The organism is Polaribacter staleyi (assembly GCF_038024045.1).
GTDB lineage: Bacteria > Bacteroidota > Bacteroidia > Flavobacteriales > Flavobacteriaceae > Polaribacter > Polaribacter butkevichii.
The window spans coordinates 1,753,763-1,778,314 of sequence record NZ_CP150665.1 but is presented as its reverse complement, the minus strand read 5'-3'; the positions used below and the strand labels follow the sequence as shown (position 1 = coordinate 1,778,314).

General features: G+C 31.1%; 19 protein-coding genes. 12 read left to right on the top strand and 7 right to left on the bottom strand.

The window, feature by feature from the left end; translation table 11 throughout:
- Positions 1-2 precede the first annotated feature (2 nt).
- The 9 genes from WHD07_RS07735 to WHD07_RS07695 all read left to right on the top strand — a co-directional run bounded on the left by WHD07_RS07735 (position 3) and on the right by WHD07_RS07695 (position 14,541).
- Positions 3-494: a hypothetical protein gene (locus tag WHD07_RS07735; RefSeq protein WP_343330706.1), complete on the top strand. Its 492-nt coding sequence runs from the start codon at positions 3-5 to the stop codon at positions 492-494.
- A 92-nt stretch (positions 495-586) separates the two neighbouring features.
- The gene (locus WHD07_RS07730; protein WP_343330705.1) at positions 587-2,146 is read left to right on the top strand and encodes an arylsulfatase; all 1,560 of its coding nucleotides are present in this window, start codon (positions 587-589) and stop codon (positions 2,144-2,146) included.
- Between the two features lie 27 nt (positions 2,147-2,173).
- Positions 2,174-3,634: an arylsulfatase gene (locus tag WHD07_RS07725; RefSeq protein ID WP_343330704.1), complete on the top strand. Its 1,461-nt coding sequence runs from the start codon at positions 2,174-2,176 to the stop codon at positions 3,632-3,634.
- 43 nt (positions 3,635-3,677) lie between these two features.
- Positions 3,678-5,276, top strand: coding sequence for a beta-galactosidase (locus WHD07_RS07720; protein WP_343330703.1), 1,599 nt, complete (start codon positions 3,678-3,680; stop codon positions 5,274-5,276).
- On the top strand, positions 5,191-6,198 hold the full coding sequence (locus WHD07_RS07715; protein ID WP_343330702.1) for a T9SS type A sorting domain-containing protein: 1,008 nt from the start codon (positions 5,191-5,193) through the stop codon (positions 6,196-6,198). The genes WHD07_RS07720 and WHD07_RS07715 overlap by 86 nt, the downstream gene beginning before the upstream one ends.
- A 99-nt stretch (positions 6,199-6,297) precedes the next feature.
- A complete protein-coding gene (locus tag WHD07_RS07710; protein ID WP_343330701.1) occupies positions 6,298-9,042 on the top strand; it encodes an outer membrane beta-barrel protein in 2,745 nt (914 codons plus the stop codon).
- A gap of 123 nt (positions 9,043-9,165) precedes the next feature.
- On the top strand, positions 9,166-10,587 hold the full coding sequence (locus tag WHD07_RS07705) for a sulfatase-like hydrolase/transferase (protein ID WP_343330700.1): 1,422 nt from the start codon (positions 9,166-9,168) through the stop codon (positions 10,585-10,587).
- Between the two features lie 37 nt (positions 10,588-10,624).
- A complete protein-coding gene (locus tag WHD07_RS07700; protein ID WP_343330699.1) occupies positions 10,625-12,145 on the top strand; it encodes a sulfatase in 1,521 nt (506 codons plus the stop codon).
- A gap of 53 nt (positions 12,146-12,198) precedes the next feature.
- Entirely contained in the window at positions 12,199-14,541 is a 2,343-nt protein-coding gene (locus WHD07_RS07695; protein WP_343330698.1) for a glycoside hydrolase family 2 protein, read from the top strand.
- A gap of 122 nt (positions 14,542-14,663) precedes the next feature.
- Here WHD07_RS07695 and WHD07_RS07690 read toward each other — a convergent pair whose 3' ends face one another.
- Both WHD07_RS07690 and fbp read right to left on the bottom strand, forming a co-directional pair.
- On the bottom strand, positions 14,664-15,272 hold the full coding sequence (locus tag WHD07_RS07690) for a superoxide dismutase (protein WP_105050233.1): 609 nt from the start codon (positions 15,270-15,272) through the stop codon (positions 14,664-14,666).
- Positions 15,273-15,385: 113 nt separating this feature from the next.
- Positions 15,386-16,396: a class 1 fructose-bisphosphatase gene (gene fbp / locus WHD07_RS07685; RefSeq protein ID WP_343330697.1), complete on the bottom strand. Its 1,011-nt coding sequence runs from the start codon at positions 16,394-16,396 to the stop codon at positions 15,386-15,388.
- A gap of 189 nt (positions 16,397-16,585) precedes the next feature.
- Between fbp and WHD07_RS07680 the strand changes: the two genes are divergently transcribed.
- From WHD07_RS07680 to WHD07_RS07670, 3 genes are read left to right on the top strand one after another with little or no spacing between them, the layout of a single operon-like run.
- Positions 16,586-17,065 carry a GNAT family N-acetyltransferase gene (locus WHD07_RS07680; protein WP_343330696.1) on the top strand — a complete coding sequence of 160 codons (480 nt, stop codon included), beginning with the start codon at positions 16,586-16,588 and terminating at the stop codon, positions 17,063-17,065.
- A 1-nt stretch (position 17,066) separates the two neighbouring features.
- Positions 17,067-18,320, top strand: coding sequence for an aspartate kinase (locus WHD07_RS07675; RefSeq protein WP_343330695.1), 1,254 nt, complete (start codon positions 17,067-17,069; stop codon positions 18,318-18,320).
- A gap of 52 nt (positions 18,321-18,372) precedes the next feature.
- Positions 18,373-20,178 (top strand): lysophospholipid acyltransferase family protein, encoded by a 1,806-nt coding sequence (locus WHD07_RS07670; RefSeq protein ID WP_343330694.1) that lies wholly within the window; start codon positions 18,373-18,375, stop codon positions 20,176-20,178.
- Between the two features lie 205 nt (positions 20,179-20,383).
- On the opposite strand, the gene WHD07_RS07665 is transcribed toward WHD07_RS07670, so the two are convergent.
- The 5 genes from WHD07_RS07665 to WHD07_RS07645 form a co-directional block, all read right to left on the bottom strand.
- Entirely contained in the window at positions 20,384-21,583 is a 1,200-nt protein-coding gene (locus tag WHD07_RS07665) for a glutamate-5-semialdehyde dehydrogenase (protein ID WP_343330693.1), read from the bottom strand.
- A 10-nt stretch (positions 21,584-21,593) separates the two neighbouring features.
- Positions 21,594-22,364 carry a glutamate 5-kinase gene (proB, locus tag WHD07_RS07660; RefSeq protein ID WP_343330692.1) on the bottom strand — a complete coding sequence of 257 codons (771 nt, stop codon included), beginning with the start codon at positions 22,362-22,364 and terminating at the stop codon, positions 21,594-21,596.
- Between the two features lies 1 nt (position 22,365).
- Entirely contained in the window at positions 22,366-23,172 is an 807-nt protein-coding gene (gene proC, locus WHD07_RS07655; protein ID WP_343330691.1) for a pyrroline-5-carboxylate reductase, read from the bottom strand.
- Positions 23,173-23,218: 46 nt separating this feature from the next.
- The gene (locus WHD07_RS07650) at positions 23,219-23,623 is read right to left on the bottom strand and encodes a GNAT family N-acetyltransferase (RefSeq protein ID WP_343330690.1); all 405 of its coding nucleotides are present in this window, start codon (positions 23,621-23,623) and stop codon (positions 23,219-23,221) included.
- Positions 23,624-24,146: 523 nt separating this feature from the next.
- Positions 24,147-24,398 (bottom strand): hypothetical protein, encoded by a 252-nt coding sequence (locus WHD07_RS07645; RefSeq protein WP_105050242.1) that lies wholly within the window; start codon positions 24,396-24,398, stop codon positions 24,147-24,149.
- Between the last annotated feature and the right edge of the window lie 154 nt (positions 24,399-24,552).

Here is a 24,552-nt window from a genome sequence, read left to right as displayed (position 1 = left end):
TTATGAAAAATAGATATAAATTATTTGCATTGTTCTTTATTGTAGCAATGATATTTACTGGTTGCGAAGATGAAAATGATTATGTACCTCCCTTTAATGATGTTTCTTCGTTAACTTGGTGGACATCTCCAGGGTTAAGAACAGATATTACTTCTGATGAACCACTTCATTCTATCGCAGAAAAAACAATTGATCTAGATAAGTATATTGCATTTTTAGATCTTTCTCGTGGTGTGGTTTCTCATGAATGGAAAATACCTGTTAGTGCAAAATTATTGGAGCAAAACATTCCAGAAACAGATACTATTTATGCAAAATATATTTTGCCAAATGCGGGTTTAGTAACTACAGAGAAACAAGCAAATGTGCTATTTACAGAAGTAGGAGTACATGAAGTGTTTTTAGTTAATACCTTTAAAGATTCTGTCGCAGAATCTGTGAACGACAATGGCCTTTGGAAAGTAAATAAAAAGTTTACAATAACAGTAGAGTAATAAAAAAACATTCTCACCATTATTAGGTGAGAATGTTTTCTGATTTTAAGATGTTTATATAACTAGAAAACAATTAAATTTAATATAGGATAATGAAAATAGTTAATTTAAAAATTTTATTAGCTTTTACGCTAGTTTTTGCAATTGGATGTAAGAATACTCCAAAAAAAATAGTAGCAAAAAAGACCGAACAGAAACCTAATATTGTTGTTATTTATTTAGATGATTTAGGATATGGAGACATCAGTTCTTACGGGGCAACAGAATTACAAACACCCAATATTGATGCTTTAGCAAATGGTGGAATTAAATTCACAAACGGTTATGCTTCATCGGCAACGTGTACACCAAGTAGATATGCTTTATTAACAGGGGTGTATCCTTGGCGTAATAAAGATGCAAAAATATTACCAGGAACAGCACCTTTATTAATTAGTACCACACAACAAACATTACCAAAGGTTTTAAAGAAACAAGGATATCAAACTTCTATTGTAGGGAAATGGCATTTAGGTTTAGGAACCGGACATGTAAATTGGAATGAAAAAATTACACCAGGACCCAACGAAGTCGGTTTTGACGAATCTTACATTTTTGCTGCTACGCAGGATAGAGTTCCTACAGTATACATAGATAATGGTACTGTGGTAGGTTTAGACAAAAACGATCCTATAAAAGTAGATTATAAAACTAATTTTGAAGGAGAGCCAACAGCAATTACAAATCCAGAGATGACAACAATGAAATGGCATCATGGGCATAACAACAGTATTGTAAACGGTATCCCTAGAATAGGATTTATGAAAGGTGGAGATGCTGCTAAATGGAGTGATATAGATATTGCTGATAATTTCTTGGTAAGAGCTCAAAATTATGTAAAAACGCATAAGCAAAAACCATTCTTTTTATATTATGCAATGAATCAACCCCACGTGCCAAGAACTCCACATCCTAGATTTGTAGGTAAATCTGGAATGGGACCAAGAGGGGATGTTATTTTAGAAGCAGATTGGTGTATTGGTGAATTTATGAAAACACTAAAAGAAGAAGGGATTTTAGAAAACACATTAGTTGTTTTTTCTAGTGATAATGGCCCTGTTTTAAATGATGGTTATTATGATGATGCCGTAGAAAAATTAGGTAACCACGATCCTAAAGGAGGATTAAGAGGAGGTAAATACAGTATTTTTGAAGCAGGTACAAGAGTTCCTTTTATCACGTATTGGAAAGGAACCATTAAACCAGCGGTGTCAGATGCAATTGTTTGTCAGATGGATTTATTAGCGTCGTTAGCTACTTTAACAGGAACAACAGATACAACTACAGATAGTAAAGATTTATTAAATACCTTGTTAGGTAAATCAGACAAAGGTAGAGACAATTTAGTTCTTGAGGCTACTGGTAAAACAGCTTTAAGAAGTGGAGATTTTGTATACATCCCAGCGTATAAAGGAAAAAACTTAAGAGAAAAAGTAGGTATTGAAGTGGGTAACTTCCCTTATGAGCAATTGTATAATGTAAAAGAAGATAAGAAGCAACAAAATAACTTGGCTGAATCTAATCCTAAAAAACTTTTAGAAATGAAAACTATTTTCGGAAAGTTAAGAGGTGTAGATTATACAACAGGAGTGAAAGAAGTTCAATTTAGATAAAAGTAAAATTTCTAATAAATTTAAGTCATGAAGAATAAATTAATGCTACTTGTTGCTTTCGTTTCTACGATACTCATTTCTTGTGCACAAGAGAAAGCCAAAAAGGAAACTGTAGTAGCTAAAAAGAAACCTAATATCATATACATTTTAGCAGATGATATGGGTATTGGAGATTTAGGTGTCTATGGACAAACAAAAATTCATACACCTAATTTAGATGCTTTGGCAGCAAGGGGAATGACATTTTCGCAACATTATAGTGGATCTGCAGTTTGTGCACCATCTCGTTCTACTTTAATGACTGGGCAACACACAGGGCACACGCCAATTAGAGGAAATAGGCAATTGGTAGAAGACCAAGAAGGTCAGGTCCCATTGCCTAAAAATTCAGTAACTATTGCAGAGATTTTAAAAGCAGATGGTTATGCCACAGGTATGTTTGGTAAATGGGGTTTAGGTTTTGGCGAAGGAGATCCTAATAACCAAGGTTTTGATGAGTTTTATGGGTATAATGATCAAAAATTAGCACATAGATATTATCCACCTTATTTAAATCACAACCAAACACTAGACTCTTTAGAAGGGAATGATTATACAAATAAAGTTACCTATTCTCCGGATAAAATTAGAGATCATAGACTAAAATTTATAGAAGATAACAAAGACAAACCATTCTTTGCCTACATTCCTTTGGTATTGCCACATGCAGAAATAATTTCTCCGAATGATTCTATTTTTAAAATGTATGATGGTAAATTTAAGGAAACACCTTTTACGGCAGAGAATAAATATACGTCTGATTATGGACCAAATATTGTGCCTCATGAGTACGCACCTTGCGATAAACCATTGGCAACTTATGCTTCTATGATTACAAGAATTGATGCCTATGTTGGTGAAGTGGTGGCTAAAATTGAAGAATTAGGCCTTACAGAAAACACAATTATTATGTTTGCGAGTGATAATGGTCCTTCTCCTGAAGGAGGAACAAATCCTGATTTTTTTGACAGCAATAGTAAATTTAGAGGCTACAAAAGAGATTTATATGAAGGCGGAATTAGAGCGCCATTTATAGCGGTTTGGCCAAATAAAATTGCAGAAGGTAGCGTAACTGATCATGTTTCTACTTTTTGGGATGTATTACCAACTATAACAGAAATAACAAGTACAAAAAATCCTGAGAATATTGATGGTATTTCTTTTTTACCCACTTTATTAAATAAAGAAGGTCAAGGAAATCACGAGCATTTATATTGGGAATTTAATATAAGAGGTGGAAGAAAAGCCGTTAGAAAAGGAAACTGGAAAGCTGTTTGGAATAAAATGAATTTGAAGGGTGATAAACAAGGGACTCTTGAATTGTATGATTTATCTAAGGATGTTGGAGAAACAAACAATGTTGCTAATGTACACCCAGAAATTGCATCAGAATTAAAAGTATTGATGACAAGCTCTAGAGTTGAATCAGAATTTTTTCCATTTAAATAATTTTTATTGTTCTTTTTAAAAAAGAATCACTTAAACCCTAAAAATGATGTTTGCAAAAAAAATGGTTTTTTTAGTTTTATTTTTAGGGTTTTTTCAAACTTCGTTTGGACAACTAGAACAAACAGCCTTCACTAAAATTAATGAATTAAAACAACGAATTGCCCAAGCAGAAGATGCCAATTTAGATGTTTTAAAAGAAAAAATGACGGTGCGTACTGCAGAAGTGTTTCTAGAATTTGCAAATTGGGATGAAAACAATATTGCAGAAAACACAAGTTATTACGAACTCGTTTCTATTTATAAAGACAATGCCGCTCAAATGGCTGCAGATCTTCCAAATTATGAAAGAAACGAGGTTATTATTATGTTGGATGAAGCTATTGCAACTATCAACAAAGTAATTGATGGAAGCATCATTCGTAAACCATCACCAAGAATAGATTGGACCAATATTTCTGTCCGTGATAATGAGGTTTTACACAATAATAAACCGGTATTCTTATCAGATTATACTTGGAGACCTTCTACAGCCAACTTAAATGAATTTTATGGTAATAAAGATGGTTTTTATTTAACGTCTTCTTACGTTGTAGATGCACAAGGTACTATTAAATCAAACATATTAAACGAGTTACAAACTAAACCTAGTGGTACTTTTGGAAGCATTTTTTTAAATCATAAAAACCCTCCACAATGGGCTAAAGAGACCTATGATAATTTTACAACAGGCGGAACTTTATACACAGAATATGATATAGATAACCCTGGTGCTAGAGAGATGCAAGGCTTTTTGTTAGACGTCACTGTTCCTTTAATGGCAGGTAAAAATTATTCTAAAATGGGGTATTTGTTAACAAATGAACCACATTGGAATTCAATAGAAAATACTTGGCAAGCACATGCTGTATCAGCGTATACAAAAGCAAAATTTAGAACTTGGTTATCTCAGAAGCATACTTCAATTGCTGATTTAAACGCTTTATGGAATACCAATTTTGCAAGTTTCGATACTGTTACAATTCAATTACCGATTCATCAAAATTTACAAGGAACGCCTATTTGGTATGATTGGATGACCTTTAATATGTTTAGAGTAACAGATTGGTTTACTTTTTTGAAGATTAAAATTCAAGAAAATGACCCATCAGCAAAAACACATATTAAAATAATGCCACATTTGTGGTCAGACAATAAAAAAGATAGTGGTATCGATTTAGAAGCGCTTACCAGACTGACAGAAATTATTGGGAATGATGCTAAAAGTTGGAATTCTTATCTGTTTGGCAATACAGAAGATTGGGAAGAAAAATATTCTTTTCATTGGCGAGAGTTAAGCATGTCTTATGATTTTATGAAATCTGTGAGTCCTAATAAAATTATTTATAACTCAGAATCTCATTATTTATCAACAGGTAAATTTAGAGATTTGTACTTAAAACCAGCCTATGCTAGAGCAACTTATTGGTTGGCATATGTATCTGGAATGAATATTTCTCAGACTTGGTTTTGGGCAAGAGAAGCAGATGGTTCTATCAGAAATAATGCAGGAAAAGGATATGCAGGTTCTAATAACCAACAAACAGCCAAGAATTATAAACGAAGTAGAAGCAACCGTATTAGATTTAAATGCAAATGCAGATGATATGTATGCTTTTCAGAAATTAAAAAAACCAATTCGTATTTTTTATTCTAAGACTTCTGCAATCAATAAAACAAATCATTTAGATGACGTTTTTAATTTATATGAAGCCATGTATTTTGATGGAACTCCTATTGGCTTTGCCACAAAAGGGATTATAGAAGAACAAGATAATAATGATTGGAGTGCAGTTTTAGTGTATCAAACGGAGTTTGTAACAACGGATGAATTAAATACGCTACAAACGTATTTAGACAATGGTGGAACTGTTATTTTAGATGCAACAAGTCTAAAGAAAAATGAATATGGTGTAAACCATACAATCTCTTTAAATACTAGTAACGGAACAATAATAGCCGCAGCATCAATTGCAAGTTTTAAAGATAAAGCATTTAGTTTATTGTCTGATAACAATGAATTACCAGCGTTAAAATTAGAAGAAACAAATCCTCTAAATATAAAAGGTTGTTTCTCTAGAACCATTTCTAAACAAAACGGAACAGAAGTGATGACCATTGTAAATATGGGAAAATCGGACACAGAAGTTCAGTTATCTTATAGAAATGGTAAAACAATCAGTTCTATTACAAATTTATTAACAGGGCAAAATGTACCTGCTACTTTTACAATGACACGAGATGCTGTTTTATTGTTAGAGGTAAAACAAAGTACGCTTTCTGTTGAAGAAGTTATAGATGATGTATTTAATTACTATCCAAATCCAACCACAGGGTTTGTCAATTTTAAAGCGAATAAAATAATAGAGAATATCAGTATTCACAATGTTTTAGGTCAAGAAGTACTAAACTTAAAAACACAAGAAAAGATTTTAAAAATAGATTTTAAAGAGTTTTCAAAAGGGGTTTATTTAGTAAAAATGATGATGGAAGGAGAAACAAAAGTAGTATCAGTAATAAAAAAATAAATAGAACCCAAGAACGTATTTAAAATTAAACTGAAACTATAATAAATACCTTTATGTTCTTAAAATTAAACCTTTTCAATTTTGAGTAGTCTAAAAAATATGTTTTCAACCAAAATTAATGTCAAAATAGTAGTTTTTTCATTGCTACTGTATTGTTTTTCTATAAGTATTTACGGGCAATCATCAGGTATAAAAGGTGTTATTACAGACGAAACAAACGTTCCTTTAGAAATGGTTTCTGTAGCGCTGTTAAGTGTTAAAGACAATGCTTTTTTAAGTTATACAACCACAGATGAAAAAGGAATGTTTCTATTAAATGATGTACCAAAAGATACCATTATTTTACAATTAGATTTGTTGGGTTTTAAAACATTCTCTCAGAAAATAATTTATAAAAAAGAGCTAATTGATTTAAATACGATTGTTTTAAAAGAAGATATTGGTCAGTTAGATGAAGTTGTGATTACTGCAGTGGTTCCTGTTCAGATAAAAAAAGATACAGTTAGTTTTAATGCAAATTCCTTTAAAGTAAATTTTGATGATAATATTGAAGGTTTACTAAACAAGCTTCCGGGTATTGAAATGGAAGAAGGGAAAATTGTAGCGCAAGGAACTACGGTTACAAAGATATTTGTAGACGGAAAAGAGTTTTTTGGAGGAGATCCATCTATCGTTTTAAAAAATATTTCTGCAGATGCAATTGCAAAAATTGAGGTAATTGATAAAAATAGTGATGAAGCAGAGTTAACGGGAGTTAATGATGGTAACAAAGAAGTTGTTATTAATTTTACCTTAAAAAAATCGAAAAAGAACAGAGGTTTTGGTAAGGTTGCTGGTGGTGTAGGTTTAGATAACCGATATTTTAGTAACCTGAATTACAATCAATTTAATTCTAAATCGCAATTGTCTGTGATTGGTAAATTTAATAATATTAATATTACCGGTTCTAATATTCAAGGGTTTTTAAAAAATGCAGATGGTATTGCAGATGATTCAGATGATGATGCTGATGAGGGAGATTTTTCTAAGCCTCAAAAAAGTTTAAGTGGTTTTTTAAAAACAGGTGTTGCAGGGATTAATTACGGAAGAGAAATTAAGAAAAAAGAATCTTTTAATATGGATTATTTTTACAATCTTTCAGAAAACAGTGGTGTTTCAGATACCAAAAGAGTGTTTTTTTCTAATAAGAATAATTTTAATTATAAGTCTAACAACGAGTATTTAAACACTTCTGATAATCATAATTTAAATTTTAATTATGAAAACAAATCAAGTAAAACTAGTAGTTTAAGAGTTAAGGGACGTTTTTATGCTGATGATAGAAAATCGGACTTAACTAGAGAAGGTTTGTTTTTTGATACAAGTGATGTTTTGGTCACTAAAAACACCAATAAATCATCAAACTCAAATTTAAAGAAATACGGAAATATCAACGTAAACTATTATCATAAATTACCAAAAGAGGGAAGAAGCTTTAGCACTAGTTTTAATGCGATTGTTAATAATTATCAGAAATATAACAACCAGAATACTTTTATAGAAAGAAACTTAGATAAAAACCCTTCTACAACTAATTTAGAGATACTTAGAGATGAAGACTTAAATTCGGCTAAGTTATCAGTAAGGTTTAAGTACACGGAACCACTTGGTGGAAATCATTATTTTAATACAGAAGCATCTTCAGATATTTTATCGGGTACAGAAAATACAAATCAGAATAGAAAAACAATAAAAAATACCATTGTAGAAGATTTTATAGACTATAATTATAAATATTTAGAGAATAGTTTTAAAACGAAGTTTTCTCATAGTTATAGTATAGCTACTTTAAATGTTTCTACAGGGGTAGAACTACAAACATTAAATAGAAGCTTTGGTGAGGTAGATGAGTCTCAATTTAATAGAGAAGAGCAGTATTTAAATCCGTATTTATTTTTTCAGTACAAACCTAAAAGAGGGCAGAAGTTTAGATTTACGTATAAAAAACAGATAAAAGCACCAAGAGCCAATCAAACAAATCCTTTTTATAATGATATAAATCCGTACGCAATTTCTACAGGGAATCCAGATTTAAAAACAGAGAAAATAAATTCCTTTTTATTGATGGCCAATGTGTATGATTTTAACTCATCCGTAAGTTTTAATGGTAAGTTGCAATATTCTAATGCTGCAGATGCTATTATTAGAAATGTAACCGTAGATGATGATTTTATTAGAACTATAAGTTATCAAAATAGCGGAACTAAAACGCGTTTTAATGCGTTGACAAATATTACCAAAAAAGTGAATAGTTGGGGAGTACGATTTAGTTTAAAAAACAGGTTTTCTTACAATGCTGCAAATTCAATTGTAGATTTCGAACTAAACAATGTTGCTTCTAAAGATTATTTAACCAGTTTATTAATTCAGAATAATAGTAAGCGGAAAGTAGATTTAAAAGCTGGGGCAACCTACATTATAAATAACACTAGTTTTTCTATTGAAAATAATTTAGATAGAAAGTTTACTACTCAAAAGTATTTTGGAATGGTAGATTTTGATATTTCTAAGCGATTAAATTTCAATACTCAATTTGATTATCTAGTATATACAGATAATAAGTTTTTAATAAGACAAGAAATTCCTATTTGGAATGCAGCCATGTCTTATTCGTTATCCCAAAATAACAGCATTGTTAAATTGGTGTTTATAGATTTGTTAGATAAAAACGTTGATGTTTATAGAAGAAGTACTTTAAATTATTTTGAAGAAACAAACTTACAAAGTTTAGGACGCTATGTGGTTTTAAGTTACACCTATAAACTGAATACAGGTAACAAAAAGCCTAAGAAGCGAAAAAGTTAGTTTACTTCACTTTAATTTACTCATAAATACATTTTCTGCATCTGTAAAAACATATGTTACGGTCTTTTTATTCAATTTTACTTAAAATTAAAAGAGATTACTTCAACATATAAAAACAGGTTTATGAAATTATCAAATGGCATTCTACTAGTACTTTTAAGTTTACTTGCATTTACAAGCTGTAATAAATCAGCAAGTGAAAATAAAGCGATTGTTCACAAAGAAATTTACAAAGGAAAAAAACCAAATATTGTTTTTCTTTTAGCGGATGATATGGGCTATGGAGAATTAGGTTCTTTCGGTCAAAAAGAAATTAGAACTCCTTTTTTAGATTCTTTAGCTTCTGTAGGAAAACGTTTTACAGATTTTTATGCGGGTACTTCAGTTTGTTCCCCATCTAGAGCCGTTTTAATGACTGGTTTACATACAGGTCATGTTAATATTCGAGGAAATAAAGGAGATGTTAACGGAAAATGGGATAGAGTAGCTTTAAAAAAATCAGAAAAAACAATCGGAGAAATGTTGCAAGGTGCAGGTTACCAAACAGCCATGATTGGTAAATGGCATTTAGGTGTACCAGAAGACACTTCTACTTGGGCAAAGGGACGTGGTTTTGATTATGCAGTGCAAGAACAATGGGGAAAAGACGTAAACGGTAAAGAAATTGATGAGCGTGTACATTGGGTAAATAACAATCAAGATTCTGTTTTTTACAATTACAATAAACACAAGTGTTTAGATGAATTTAGAACCAATTTTGCATTAGATTATTTAGATACTAAATCTAATGACAAACCGTTTTTTCTATACATGTCTTATAGAACACCACATGCACACGAATTTTTCTTAAGTCATACAGATTTATATGCAGACAGAATAGAAGAATGGCCAGAAATAGAAAGAAGACATGCGGCAAGAATTACCATGTTAGATGCTCAAATTAAAAGGTTGTTTCAGAAACTAAAAGCTTCTGGTGAATTAGAAAACACCTTAATTGTTTTTACAAGTGATAATGGCCCAACAAATGAAAATCATCATAGTTATCAATTTTTTAATAGTTCTGGAGATTTAAAAGGATTTAAAAGAGATGTGTATGAAGGTGGTGTAAGAGTACCAATGATTAGTTACTGGAAAAATAAAATAGCGGAAGGAACCACAACAAATCATCCAGCTACTTTTTATGATGTAATGCCAACGTTGGCGGAAGTAGCAGGTACAGAATCGGCTAATAAAACAGACGGAATTTCATTTTTACCAGAGTTATTGAGTAAAGGAAATCAACAAAAACATGATTTTCTGTATTTCGAAATTCAGGAAGGAAGAAGTGTAAAAGGATTTAAACAAGCAACCCGTTTTGGAAATTGGAAAGCGGTTAGAATGAAAGATAATTATCACACAGAATTGTATGATTTATCTGTAGATTTATATGAACAAAATGATGTTTCTAAACAACACCCAGAATTGGTTAAAAAGGCGGATGAAATATTAAAAAGAGAAAGCGTAAAAAACATACATTTTCCGTATTCGGGAGGTGTTTTTAAATAATTTTAAAACATAAAAAAATCACATTAAATAATATACTATGAAATTAGTAAAATATATCGCTTTTAGTTTGGGTATCATACTTACCTTATTATCTTGTAAAAAGGCACCTGAAAAAGTGGCTAAAATTGAAGTCAAAAAAGAACGACCAAATATTATTTGGATCATGGCAGAAGACATGAGTACCGATTTGGAAGTTTATGGAATGCCAGATGTAAAAACACCTAATTTAAATAAAATGGCTTCTCAAGGAATCCGTTTTAACAATGCTTTTGTAACCAACCCAATTTGTTCTCCCAGTAGATCTGCTATGATGATTGGTACGCATCAGGTTAAAACAAACTCACACAATCATAGAAGTAATAGAGATGTTCCTTTAGATACACAATTTAAACCCTTTACAAAATTATTAAGAGATGCAGGTTATACCACCATTTTAGGAAACCATGCTGTAATGAAAAAAGGTAGAAAAACGGATGTGAATTTTAAAAGTAAACCAATTGGAAATTGGGATGGAAAAACCGAGTTTGGGTTGTTTGATAAATACGATACGTTTACAAAAGAAGACGAACCTTTTTTTGCGCAGATTCAATTAGTAGTTACACATAGAGGAGATTGGTGGAACGAAGTAAGAGAAAAATCAGCACATCCTGTAGATCCTAAAACGGTAACCTTGCCACCATATATGGCGGATGATGCAGCAATCCGTTTAGATTGGGCTAAGTATTTAGACCAAATTGAATATATGGACAATGAAGTTGGAATGATTTTTAAAGAATTGGAAGATAAAGGGATGGCAGATAATACTGTTGTTATTTTTATAGGTGATAATGGTCGTTGTAATATTAGAGGAAAAGGATATTTACAAGATACAGGATTAAGAATTCCGTTTATTATCTATTATCCGAAACAATTTAAGGGCGGTGAGGTAAGAAAAGATGTAGTAAGTGCCACAGATATTACGGCTTCTATTATAGATTTTGCAGGAATTGAAGTGCCAGAATATATGACAGGAAAACCAATTTTCAATAAAAATTTTAATAGAGAATTTGCGTATGGAGCAAGAGATTTATGGGATGAAATTGAAGAAAAATCAAGAGCTGTAACTTCAGGAGATTGGGCGTATATTAGAAATGATAAACCAGAAATTCCTTATGATGCACAGCAAGCATATTTAGAATTTTATAGACCTGCGGTACAAGTCATGAGAAGGTTGTATAAAGAAGGGAAGTTAAATGAGCAGCAAAAGCCATTTTTTGAACCTACAAAACCAAAAGAGGAATTGTACAACTTAAAAGAAGATCCAAACGAACTACATAATTTAGCTACCAATGAAAAGTACAAAGATGTTTTAGAAAAATTACGTGCCAAAACATTGGAGTTTGATAAAGAAATGACTCCTGTTAGCAATACATATCATCCGGTTGCAGTTCCTGGTCAGCCTTTTGTAAAATGGTTTCAAAAAGAACATACTAAAGCATATCAACAAATGAAAGCAGGTGTAGAGGTTGGATACAAAAAATATAGTAGTGAATATAAAAAATATATGAAAGGTAAATAATTTGGCAGCAATCAGTCTACCATCATTAATCAAAATTTAAAACCCAAAAACTCATGAAAATAAATTTTAAAATTTTAATAAAGTATTTCTTTTTACTTTTAATAACCTTTAGTTTAACTTCTTGTAAAGAAGAAGCCTACGAAGCAAAAATAAATTTTAATAACGGATGGAAGTTTACAAAACTGAAAGAAACAGCATCTTCTGATGAAGCTTTTAGTAAAACTGTTTTTGACACTTCGTCTTGGGAGTCTGTGCGATTGCCTCACACCACAAATATAGAGCCTCAAACGGTAAATGATCAATGGCAAGGAGTTGCGTGGTACAGAAAAAGTTTTGAGGTTGCTGTAAATCCATCACCAAAAAAGGTGTTTTTGGAATTAGAAGCAGCCATGAATTTTTCTAAAATTTGGATTAATGGCATGTTAGTTTCAGAACATCATGGAGGATATTTACCTGTAAAAGTAGATATTTCTAAATATGTAAATAAAGGAAATAATGTTGTGGCTATTCGACTTGATAATACAGATAATAAAATTACGGGTCCTAAACCATTAAAGAGATTAGACTTTAATATGTATGGTGGTTTGTACAGAAATGCTTGGTTGCATATTTCTAATAAAGTATATATTTCTGATGCAGTTTTAGCAAAAGAAGTAGCTGGTGGAGGTATTTTTATTACCTATCCAAAAGTTTCTAAAGCTGTTTCTGAAGTGGCTGTAAAAGCCAATATTGTTAATGAAGAAAAAACCGATAAAGAGATTAAAGTGTTACAAAGTGTTTTTTATGATGGAAAACTTATTAAAGAGCAATCATCAACAAAAAAACTAGCTGCACAAAGTACTATTGATGTTAAAGAATTATTCTCTTTAAATGAGGCTAATTTGTGGTCTCCAAAACATCCTAATTTATACCATTTAGAAACGAAGGTTTTTATTGGAGAAAATGAAGTAGATGCTAAAACGACTCGTTTCGGAATTAGAGAATTTACTTTTGATAAGGAACATCAATTATATGTTAATGGAGAAAAAACATTTTTAAGAGGTGTAAACCGTCATCAAGACTACCCTTTTATAGGGTATGATTTGTCTGATAATGCGCAATTTAGAGATGCTAAAAAGATAAAAGATGCAGGTTTTAATTATATCAGGTTGTCACATTACCCTCAATCTCCAGCGTTTTTAGATGCATGTGATGAGTTAGGTATTGTAGTGATTGATGCCATTATGGGATGGCAATTTTATAACGATACAGATGCTTTTAGAGCTTATTGTTACCGTTCTGCAACAGAATTAATTAGAAGAGATAGAAACAGACCGTCTGTTTTAGCTTGGGAAGTTTCTTTAAATGAAACAAAAATGCCAATCTTTTTTATGGAAGAATTAAATAGAATTGTACACGCAGAATATCCTGGTAAGAATGTATATTCTTGTGGTTGGATGAATGATGTGTATGATATTTATCTGCAAGCACGTCAGCATAGAATTTTACATCCACATGATAATGATGGAACAAAACCGTATTCTGTTTCTGAATATGGAGATTGGGAGTATCATTCTAAAAACGGAGGTTTAAATCAAGATAACTTACCAAATGATTTACGTGCAGAGTTAAGTAGTAGACAATTAAGAGCTAATGGAGAAGAAAGATTATTAAACCAAGCGTTTAATTTACAAGAATCTCATAATGACAATTTAAATACAGTTGCGTATTCAGATAGTTACTGGGTAATGTATGATTATAATAGGGGATATCACCCAGATATTGAGTCTTCTGGAATAATGGATATTTTTAGATTGCCAAAATTTGGATATTATTTTTACCAAAGTCAAAGAGATGTTAGTGCTGGAAATGTATTAGAAATTGCAAGTTATTGGAATGAAAAATCTCCATTAGATATAAAGGTATTCTCTAATGCAGATGAGGTTCAATTATTTTTGAATGATCAATTAATTGGAAATCAAAAACCAGATACAGATAAAAACTCTAACAAATTAAAACATCCTCCTTTTACGTTTAAAATTCCTTCTTTTGAAGCAGGAACACTAAAAGCAGTTGGTTTTATCGACGGAAAACAAGTTGCTGAAACGGTTGTAAAAACACCTAATAAACCAACAAAATTAAAAGTTTGGATTGATGAAAGTGGTAAGAAACCAACAACAGGTGTAAATGATGTGATTTTTTGTTACATAGCCGCAGTAGATGAAAACGGAACTATAAACCCAGAGTATTCTGAAGAAATAAATGTAACTGTTGCTGGTGATATAGAAATTATGAATCCGGATGTAATAAAAGCAGAAGCAGGTATTGCAACGGTTCTAATAAGAGTTGGAGATTCTTTAAACGGAAGTGTTTCTGCGGAAGCTAAAAACTTAGCATCAGGCAAGTTTACTTTTTAAAGGAATAAGTTTATACGTATAAAAAAAGCATCCTAAATTTAGGATGCTTTTTACTTTATAGAATTTAAGTAAACTCACTTTATCTGTTAAGATTTAATGAGTACTTAAAGCAACTGTGTTGCTTATTTTGCTGCTGCGTAACGTTTTTCAACTTCGTTCCAGTTAATTACATTAAAAAATGCATTAATATAATCTGGTCTTCTGTTTTGGTAGTTTAAGTAGTAAGCATGTTCCCAAACATCTAACCCTAAAATAGGAGTTCCTTCACAAGTTACACCTGGCATTAATGGATTGTCTTGGTTTGGAGTAGAACAAACTTCTACTTTACCTCCAGGTAAAACACATAACCAAGCCCAACCAGAACCAAATTGAGTAGCTGCTGCTTTAGAAAAAGCGGCAATAAAATCATCTTTAGTACCAAAAGCCGCTTCTATAGCATCTTTTAATTCACCAGATAAATATCCTCTATCATTTGGGTTTAAAACTGTCCAGAATAATGAATGATTGTAAAAACCACCACCATTATTTCTAACAGCTCCATTGCTCATATCTAAATTAGCAAGAATATCTTCAATAGATTTTCCTTCTAAATCTGTACCTGCAATTGCGTTGTTTAAGTTGTTTGTATATCCTTGATGATGTTTTGTATGGTGAATTTCCATAGTTCTTGCATCGATATTAGGTTCTAATGCATCGTAAGCATATCCTAATTCTGGTAATTGAAAAGCCATTTTTTTTATATTTTTAAAAGTTAGTATATTATATTGAACCGTAAAATTAACTATAAAAATATAGTTTTACAAGAAGATTACGGTGTGATAATTTATTACAGTATAAAGAAGATTTATTCTCCGTGAATCTGCATAAACTCTTCTAGTTGGTTTACCATGTTTTTGCTTCCACAAATAAAAGGGACTCTTTGATGTAACTCCGTAGGTTCTACATCCATAGTTCTTGTATAACCGTCAGAAGATTTACCGTTTGCTTGTTCTGCTATAAACGCCATTGGGTTACATTCATACAATAAACGTAATTTACCATTTGGGTTTCTAGAACCTTTTGGGTACATGTAAATTCCTCCTTTAATCATATTTCTATGAAAATCAGAAACTAAAGAACCAATATATCTACTCGTATAAGGTCTGTCTCCTTCTTCTTCCTGACAGTATTTTATGTATTTTTTTACACCTAAAGGAAAATCTAAATAATTTCCTTCATTTACAGAATACATGGTTCCGTCTTCTGGAAACTGCATGTTTGGGTGTGATAAATAAAACGAACCAATTGCTGGGTTTAATGTAAAACCATTAACACCATTTCCGGTTGTATAAACAAGCATTGTAGAGGTTCCGTAAACAACGTAACCTGCAGCCACTTGAGCACTACCTTTTTGTAAAAAATCTTCTAATTGAACCGGAGTACCTGTTGGTGTAACACGTCTATAAATAGAAAAAATGGTTCCTACAGAAACATTTACGTCAATATTAGACGAACCATCTAAAGGGTCAATTAAAACTACATATTTGTTTTGGTGGTTTTCATCGATACTGTTAATCGAAATAAAACTATCTTCTTCTTCACTGGCAATTCCACAAACGATGTTTCTTCTAGTTAGCGTCTGAATAAACTTATCATTAGCATACACATCTAATTTTTGTTGATCTTCACCTTGAATATTTGTATCTCCAGCTGCACCAATAATATCTACTAAACCAGCTTTGTTTACTTCGTGGTTTACCACTTTTGCTGCTAATCTAATTGAATTTAAAAGACTTGAAAGCTCTCCAGAGCTATATTTAAAAGCATGTTGATTCTCAATAATAAATTCACCTAAAGTTTGTTTTTTTACTGCCATGTTGCTAATAATGTTATTTTTTAACAAATATCTATTTTTTTTAACAAATATCTGCTCTTTTATATCTGTTTTTAGATAATACCCCATTTTTATTTGAAATTTTTAAACAAATCAAAAAAAGTTGTGTAAAATATTTAAATATTTTTGACGGGTATGAAAAAAACTATCTTTGATTAAAATTTGTAAAAAATGGATTTTATTATAAGACTTGGAGTAGAAAATGATATGGAGTCTGTACTTGGTTTAATTACAGAGTTAGCCGTTTTTGAAAAAGAACCAGATGCCGTAGAAATTACTGTAGAAGATTTAAAAAAAGATGGTTTTTCTGAGAATCCTAAGTTTAAAATTTTTGTTGCAGAACAAGAAAATAAAATTATTGGTATTGCTTTGTTTTATGAACGTTATTCTACATGGAAAGGTAGATCTATTCATTTAGAAGATTTAATAGTTACAAAAAGTAAGCAGAAAATAGGGGCAGGTAAAGCATTATATACTGCTGTTTTAAAATATGCGTACGACAATAATTTTAATAGAGTTGCTTGGGAGGTTATCGATTGGAATACCAATGCAGTAGAATTTTATAAAAGTACAGGAGCCACTTACTTAAATGATTGGTCTGTGGTACAAATGAACAAAGAAAACTTATCAAAATTTATTCAAAATAATTAAAATGAAAATTTTTAAATTTGGTGGAGCGTCAGTAAAAGATGCAGCTAGTGTAAAAAATGTAACTGAAATTTTACAAAGCGAAGGAACAGAAAGTACATTAGTTGTAATTTCTGCAATGGGTAAAATAACCAATGCTTTTGAAGAGGTTATAGACGCATATTATAATAAGACGGATAAATTATCTGAAAACTTAGGTGTTATAGAAGATTTTCATAAAAACTTAATGAATGAATTATTTGATAAAAATGATGAAATTTATAAAGAAATAGATATCCTTTTAGGGGAGTTAAGTTGGTTTTTAGCAAGAAATACTTCACAAAGATATAATTATGTATATGATCAAATTATTTGTTTTGGAGAGCTTTTATCAACCAAAATAGTAAGTGCTTATTTAACAAAAATTGGTGTAGAAAATAACTGGTTTGATGTTAGAAATTACATAAAAACAGATAGTAATTATAGAGATGCTAAAGTAGATTGGGATTTAACCCAAGGTATTATTAGTAATAAATTAGATGCCTCTAAATTAAATATTACACAAGGTTTTATTGCTGCCAATGATACAGAGAATACCACCACTTTGGGTAGGGAAGGGTCTGACTATACCGCAGGTATTTTTGCCTACTGTTTAGATGCAGAAAATGTAACTATTTGGAAAGACGTTCCGGGTGTTTTAAATGCAGATCCAAGAGTATTTACAGATACTACTTTATTAGAACAGATTTCTTATGAAGAAGCAATAGAGATGGCATTTTACGGAGCCTCTGTAATTCATCCTAAAACTTTACAACCCTTAGAAAGAAAAGACATTCCGTTGTTGGTTCGATCTTTTATCAACCCAAAAGAAAAAGGAACAAGAGTTTCTAAAGGAACTAGGTTAGTACCATATATACCGTGTTTTATTGTAAAGAAAGATCAAATTTTAGTATCTATTTCTGCGGTAGATTTCTCTTTTATGGTAGAAGATAATATTAGTTATATTTTTAAAAAATTACACGAATATCAATTAAAAGTAAACTTAATTCAGAATTCGGCTATTAGTTTTTCTGTTTGTATCGATAATAAGTTTAATAAGTTCGATGCTTTTTATGAAGAGTTAAAAACTCAGTTTAAAATTGATGTTCAAAAAGGAGTAGATTTATTTACGGTTCGTCATTTTGATGATAAAGCAATTACAAGTATTGAAGAAAAAGGAGTATCTTTATTGACGCAAGTGAATAAGGAAACAATTCAAATTGTTTTAGCTGCAAATTAATAATGTAATAATTCTTTTTTAGTATGTTTGCAGTTCCGTCTAATTATAATTTATGGCATTAGTAACATCTAAAGAAATTGCACAAGTAATTGGTTTACATAAACTTGGGTTTTTGGGAACTTTTATTGGGTGGATTCTGTTAAGAATACTCCGCATCTCTGCGATCAATAGAATATACGAAAAAAACAAAAATAAGACTGATTTAGATTTTTTAAACGGTATTTTAGATGATTGCAATATCAATTTTGAAATTCCTGAAGAAGATTTAAAAAGAATTCCTAAAGAAGGACCTTTTATTACCGTCTCTAATCACCCTTTGGGTGGTATAGACGGTGTTTTACTGTTAAAATTACTGATAGAAAAAAGAGATGACTATAAAATAATAGCCAACTTTTTATTGCATAGAGTAGCGCCTTTAAAGCCTTATGTAATGCCTGTAAACCCTTTTGAAAATAGAAAAGATGTAAAGTCTAGTGTTTCGGGAATTAAAAGTGCATTGTTACATTTAAGAGAAGGAAATCCTTTAGGTATTTTTCCTGCAGGAGAAGTTTCTACCTATAAAGACGGAAAGTTAAATGTAGACAAACCTTGGGAGGAAGGCGCTGTAAAATTTATTAAAAATGCAAATGTACCTGTAATTCCTATTTACTTTCACGCAAAAAATAGCCGTCTTTTTTACTTTTTGTCAAAAATATCAGACACGTTAAGAACCGCAAAATTACCATCAGAAGTTATCTCGCAAGGAGGTAGAGTTATTAAAGTAAGAATAGGAAAACCAATTTCTGTAAAAGACCAAGAAGAGTATAAAGATATTTCTGCTTACTCTGAGTTTTTAAGAAAGAAAACCTACATGTTGGCAAATCCTTTTGAGAAAGCCAGTAAATTAATTTCTACGCAAAACATCAAAATAAAAAAATCAGCTAAAAAAATTACACCCCAAAAAAGTACAGATCTATTTGTAAAAGAAGTAGCTGCTTTAAGAGAAGGAGATGGTAGGCTGTTAGAAAGTAAAAACTACGAAGTGTTTTTTGCAAGTGCAAAAGAAATTCCTAATTTATTACATGAAATTGGTAGGTTAAGAGAAATTACTTTTAGAGATGTAGGCGAAGGAACAAATAAAGCAATAGATTTAGATAAATTCGATAAATATTATCACCATTTATTATTATGGGACCGAGAAGCAAAATGTTTAGCTGGTGCTTATAGAATGGGTCTTGGTAAAGATATTTATAAGAAATTTGGTATTAATGGTTTCTATATTCAAACCTTGTTTAGAATAGAACCAGAGCTTTTTCAGATGATGGAAAACACCATAGAAATGGGGCGTGCATTTATTATAGGCGAATATCAACAGAAACCAATGCCATTATTTTTATTATGGAAAGGAATTGTACATGTTACATTGCGTTATCCAGAATATAAATTTTTAATGGGTGGTGTATCTATTAGTAACCAGTTTTCAGATTTTTCTAAATCGTTAATGATAGAGTTTATGAAATCTCATTATTACGACCCATATATTGCCCAATATATTTATCCGAAGAAAGAATTTAAGGTAAAATTAAAAGATGCCGATAAAGATTTTGTGTTCGATTCTACAAAAGCAGACATGCAAAAGTTCGATAAAATTATCGACGAAATAGAACCAGGAGCATTAAGAATTCCGGTGTTAATTAAAAAATACGTAAAACAAAATGCACGCTTGGTGGCCTTTAATGTAGACCCTAAATTTAATAACGCAGTAGATGGCCTAATGTATATTAAAGTGGCCGACATACCAGATAGCACTGTAAAACCTGTTATGGAAGAATTTCAGGCAGAGTTAGAGCGCAAGGCTACAGAAATGCAGAACAAGTAATAAAACTAATTTTTATTTGGGCGTTCCCCAAAAAGGGTCGGGCTTTACGTTACAAGTCCTCGGTCGTTCCTCCCTGTGGGCTTTTCACTGCAATCCCTAACGCGAGCTTGTTTATATAAATAAGTTTTCTAATTATTTTTATAAACTTCTGATTTCCCTTTTATTAAATAGGGAAATCAAAAGTGAACATAGTTCATAAAATATCTTATACACGTACGTTACCATCTCCAATAATATAATATTTATTGGTCACTAATTTTTTTAACCCTAACGGACCTCTGTGATGCAACTTGTCTGTACTAATAGCTAATTCTGCGCCAACACCTAACTGACCTCCATCTGTAAACCTTGTAGATGAATTTTTATACACAGCAGCACAATCTACTTGTTCCATAAAACTTTCTGCACTTTCATCATTTGTGGTCATTATGGCTGCAGAATGTCCTCCGGAATATTTATTAATCTTTTCGGTAGCTTCGTCTAAATTTTCTACAGCACCAATACAGCATTTTAAAGCTAAAAATTCTTCTTTCCAAACACTCTCTTCAGAAATAATAGCTTCGTCTTTTAATATTTCTTTTACGCTTTTATCAACCAAAATAGTTACATTTTTTTCTTTTAAAACAGCTTCCAACTCTTTTAATTTTTTAGTGTAATCTTCTATGTTTTTGTTGATGAGAATTTTATCTAAAGCATTGCATGCAGAGATTTTAGCTGTTTTTGCATTAATAATAACGGCTAAAGTTTTGTTCCATTCTGCACTTTTATCAATATATATAAAGTTATTTCCTCTGCCGCTAATTAAAACTGCACAAGTTGCATGTTCTTTTACAAAACTAATTAAGCGTTCGCCACCTCTAGGTACAATTAAATCTAATTGTTCTGTTGGGTTTTTTAAAAACGCTTGTGTTTCTGTTCTGTCCATTTGTAAGAACTTTATATAATCTTCACTTAGCTTATTTTCGGTTAATGCCTTGTGCCAAAGAGCTACTAAGAACTTGTTACTATGTATGGCTTCTTTACCACCTTTTAGTAAAATTCTATTATTAGATTTAAAAGCTAAAACGGCAGCTTCTACGGTAACATCGGGTCTAGATTCGTAAATAATCATAATGGTGCCAAACGGAGCCGTTTTATTAGTAACTTTTAATCCGTTTTCTAAGGTTTTATGACTAATAATTTGATTTACTGGGTCTTCTTGCGCTTTTACTTCATTGATGGCTTTTATCATTCCATCAATTTTTTGATCGTTTAAAATCAAACGTTCAAACATTGCTTGATCTTCTTTGTTAAAAGCGTCTAAATCTCTTTTATTGGCTTTTAACAAAGCTTCTCGATTTTCATCAAGAATTCTGGTCATGCTTGTTAATACGTTATTTTTAATGGTTGTATGTAATAATTTCATCTTATAGGTTTTAAAGTGCCACTTTTGTACCGACAGACTTTCCGTCAATAATATCAATAATCGTGTTATCCCTTTTTCCATTTGCTATATAAGTAGGTATGTTGTTAGAGGCTGCTTCTTGTGCATAATCTAATTTAGAGCCCATTCCGCCTCTTCCTTCACCGGGTTTCTTATTACTGTCTTTTATATATCTATCTAAATCTTCATCTGGATTTACATTGGTAATTAAATTACTACTTTCTGCTTCTGGATGTCCTGTGTAGAGTCCGTCAATATCTGTTAGAATAATTAATTTATCAGCATTTATTAACTGAGCAATTAAACTCGCTAACTCATCATTGTCAGAAAACATAGACATGGTAACAGAGACTGCGTCATCTTCATTGGCAATGGGGATTACTCCTTCGGCCAATAAACCTTCACAACAATTAATCATGTTTTGTCTGTGTACACCCGGAGTAAAATCTCTCTTTGTTGGTAAAACTTGTGCACATTTCATTCCATAATCATTAAAAATATTGTAATAATGACGCATCATTCTTGGTTGCCCAATAGCAGAATACACTTGTCTTCTTTGTGTCTCGTTTTCAATATTAGATTCCCCTAAAACCTCTTTACCAGCAATTACAGATCCAGAAGAAACTAAAACACAAATAATTCCACGTTCATATAATTCTGCAACCTGTTTTACTAAACGTCTTAAAACAGGTCGAACAATTCTGTTATCCCTATTTGTCATTACGTTGGTTCCTACTTTAATTACTATTCTTTCTTTGTACATTTTAATGTTCTTTACCCATTTCTACAGCTCTATTAAAAGCGGCAAAAGCGGCGTCTTTAATTAATTCGTTTACATTATTATCTTCCATAGAATCTAACGCAGCACGTGTTGTACCGCCTTTAGAAGCTACTTTTTCCATCCAAGAATTTGGCGATAAATTAGATTGGTTAAATAATTCTATAGCGCCTGTAAAAGTCTGACTGACCAATACAGAAGAATCATTTTTAGAAAACCCCATTTTTAAGGCGGCTTCCATCATACTTTGCATAAAGTAAAATACATAAGCAGGCCCACTACCAGAAATTCCTGTTGAGGCGTCAATCAATTTTTCGCTGGTAACTTCCATAGATTTACCAGTGGTATCTAATAGACTTTCTACGGTTAATTTTTCTATTCTAGAGACTTCTGCAGAAGTTACATAAGAGGTTAAGCCTTTACCAATTTGAGCGGGTAGGTTTGGCATTGCTCTTACTATTTTGTTTAGGCCAGAATATTTTTTAATGTTTTCTATATTAACACCCGCCATAATAGATACAATAACTTGCCCAGGTTTTGTAAATGGTTTTAGTGCTTTAAATAGATTTTCTGCATGATATGGTTTTACTGCAATAAAGATAATGTCTGCTTTGGGTACACAGTCTTCTAGTTCCTTAAAGGCGTCAAAGTGAGATATTTTGTTTAATTCTTCTAGCTTTTCTGCAGATTTGTCTAAAACCATGATGTTTTTTTTCTTTAACAATCTAGATTTAGACATTCCCTGGGCATATGTTAAGCCCATATTACCTGCTCCAATTACTAATATTTTCATTTTGTTTATTTTAAGTATTACTATTTTTAGCTTTTTATTTTGTAAACTATTTGTGCAATGTCATTTGAATTTTTTTTGATTCAAATCCGTTTTTCTCAAACAATTCAATGGCATTATGATTCTTATGTATGTTTAGCGATAAGTTACCGTTGCAATAATTGGTAGCTTTTTTTATTAATTTTGTTGCAATTTTTTGTTTTCTAAAATCTCTGTGAACAGCGAGATAGGTAATCAAGTTTTCTGCTTGATACTCATTCATGCCTGTTTTATTGATAATAATTGCGCCAATTATTTTGTCTTTTTCTTCTATAATAAAAGCATAACCACCTAGACTAGAAGTTTCTTTTGCAGCATATAAAAGAGATTTACGAATAGCGCTTTTTTCATTTTTACAACCTTCTAAATGTTCGTGTAAAAATTTTAAAATTTTATTGATATTTAAGTATGACATCCTTGTAAAGGAGTCAAAAGTTTTGATAATCATTATATGTATTGATTTAATTTATCTAAAACGATAAATAATGAAAAGCCGAAAAAGCTATGTAAAAAGGTGTTAAACGAACTGTTTGTTTAACTAAAAAAAGAAGGTGTAAGTTTTTAGACTGATTTCTAAAAACCTCTTACTAAAAATTGAATATTCTAAAATTATTCAGTTTTTGTATCCTTGCTTAGAAGTACGCAAAGGTACAAAAATCATATGCCACAGTCAAATTATATAGGGTCTAATAAAGAGAAGTGGTTATTTTTACATTTTTAGATGTAGCTGAAATTGTGATAATTAAGTTGTTAAAAACGTTTAATTATCACTTGTATTTGAAGGTAATCTTGTTGGTTTTAAGTATTGCATTCATCCGAAGAAAGAATAGGTGTTTTGATCTTTTATAAGGTGATGTGATAAACTTAGAGTTTAAGTAAAACTAATAGAAATAAATTATGTTTACTGGCTAGTAAAGCTTTTTGAATTAGGTTTTTTATTAAAAAGGCTCCTTAGGCAATGCTTTTAAGTTGTTAATATATCGAACTTCGTTAAACGGTTTTTTACGCTCTAAAACATCTAATAATTCTATAGCCATACATTGGCTCATAAATTGTTTCGACTCTGTTTTATTGTAACCTAGATCCATTAACCTCTTATAAGTTATGCTTGCTTCTTTTGGATTGTTCTCTCTAATTTGATTTTCAATAATTTCAAATATCTGATTTTTTAAAGGATCGTTTGTGTTCATTTTTTTAACTGTTTAGTTGATAAATTTAATTTAATACGTGTAGCTAAGGTATCTGTTTTAAGTTTAAAAACAAACCAATTATTTACAAAGCATGACAAAAATGCAGACTTTTTCCTTTGGTATAGTTTTCGCATTTAATGTTGTAAATTAAAAG

Bases quoted from the DNA above. Each gene is read 5' to 3' on its own strand.
- WHD07_RS07645 (WP_105050242.1), bottom strand. From the start codon at position 24,398: ATGAACACAAACGATCCTTTAAAAAATCAGATATTTGAAATTATTGAA.
- WHD07_RS07720 (WP_343330703.1), top strand. From the start codon at position 3,678: ATGATGTTTGCAAAAAAAATGGTTTTTTTAGTTTTATTTTTAGGGTTT.
- WHD07_RS07705 (WP_343330700.1), top strand. From the start codon at position 9,166: ATGAAATTATCAAATGGCATTCTACTAGTACTTTTAAGTTTACTTGCA.
- WHD07_RS07675 (WP_343330695.1), top strand. From the start codon at position 17,067: ATGAAAATTTTTAAATTTGGTGGAGCGTCAGTAAAAGATGCAGCTAGT.
- WHD07_RS07700 (WP_343330699.1), top strand. From the start codon at position 10,625: ATGAAATTAGTAAAATATATCGCTTTTAGTTTGGGTATCATACTTACC.
- proC (WP_343330691.1), bottom strand. From the start codon at position 23,172: ATGAAAATATTAGTAATTGGAGCAGGTAATATGGGCTTAACATATGCC.
- WHD07_RS07690 (WP_105050233.1), bottom strand. From the start codon at position 15,272: ATGGCTTTTCAATTACCAGAATTAGGATATGCTTACGATGCATTAGAA.
- WHD07_RS07670 (WP_343330694.1), top strand. From the start codon at position 18,373: ATGGCATTAGTAACATCTAAAGAAATTGCACAAGTAATTGGTTTACAT.
- WHD07_RS07715 (WP_343330702.1), top strand. From the start codon at position 5,191: ATGCAGGTTCTAATAACCAACAAACAGCCAAGAATTATAAACGAAGTA.
- WHD07_RS07730 (WP_343330705.1), top strand. From the start codon at position 587: ATGAAAATAGTTAATTTAAAAATTTTATTAGCTTTTACGCTAGTTTTT.
- WHD07_RS07710 (WP_343330701.1), top strand. From the start codon at position 6,298: ATGTTTTCAACCAAAATTAATGTCAAAATAGTAGTTTTTTCATTGCTA.
- WHD07_RS07680 (WP_343330696.1), top strand. From the start codon at position 16,586: ATGGATTTTATTATAAGACTTGGAGTAGAAAATGATATGGAGTCTGTA.
- WHD07_RS07665 (WP_343330693.1), bottom strand. From the start codon at position 21,583: ATGAAATTATTACATACAACCATTAAAAATAACGTATTAACAAGCATG.
- fbp (WP_343330697.1), bottom strand. From the start codon at position 16,396: ATGGCAGTAAAAAAACAAACTTTAGGTGAATTTATTATTGAGAATCAA.
- proB (WP_343330692.1), bottom strand. From the start codon at position 22,364: ATGTACAAAGAAAGAATAGTAATTAAAGTAGGAACCAACGTAATGACA.
- WHD07_RS07725 (WP_343330704.1), top strand. From the start codon at position 2,174: ATGAAGAATAAATTAATGCTACTTGTTGCTTTCGTTTCTACGATACTC.
- WHD07_RS07695 (WP_343330698.1), top strand. From the start codon at position 12,199: ATGAAAATAAATTTTAAAATTTTAATAAAGTATTTCTTTTTACTTTTA.
- WHD07_RS07735 (WP_343330706.1), top strand. From the start codon at position 3: ATGAAAAATAGATATAAATTATTTGCATTGTTCTTTATTGTAGCAATG.
- WHD07_RS07650 (WP_343330690.1), bottom strand. From the start codon at position 23,623: ATGTCATACTTAAATATCAATAAAATTTTAAAATTTTTACACGAACAT.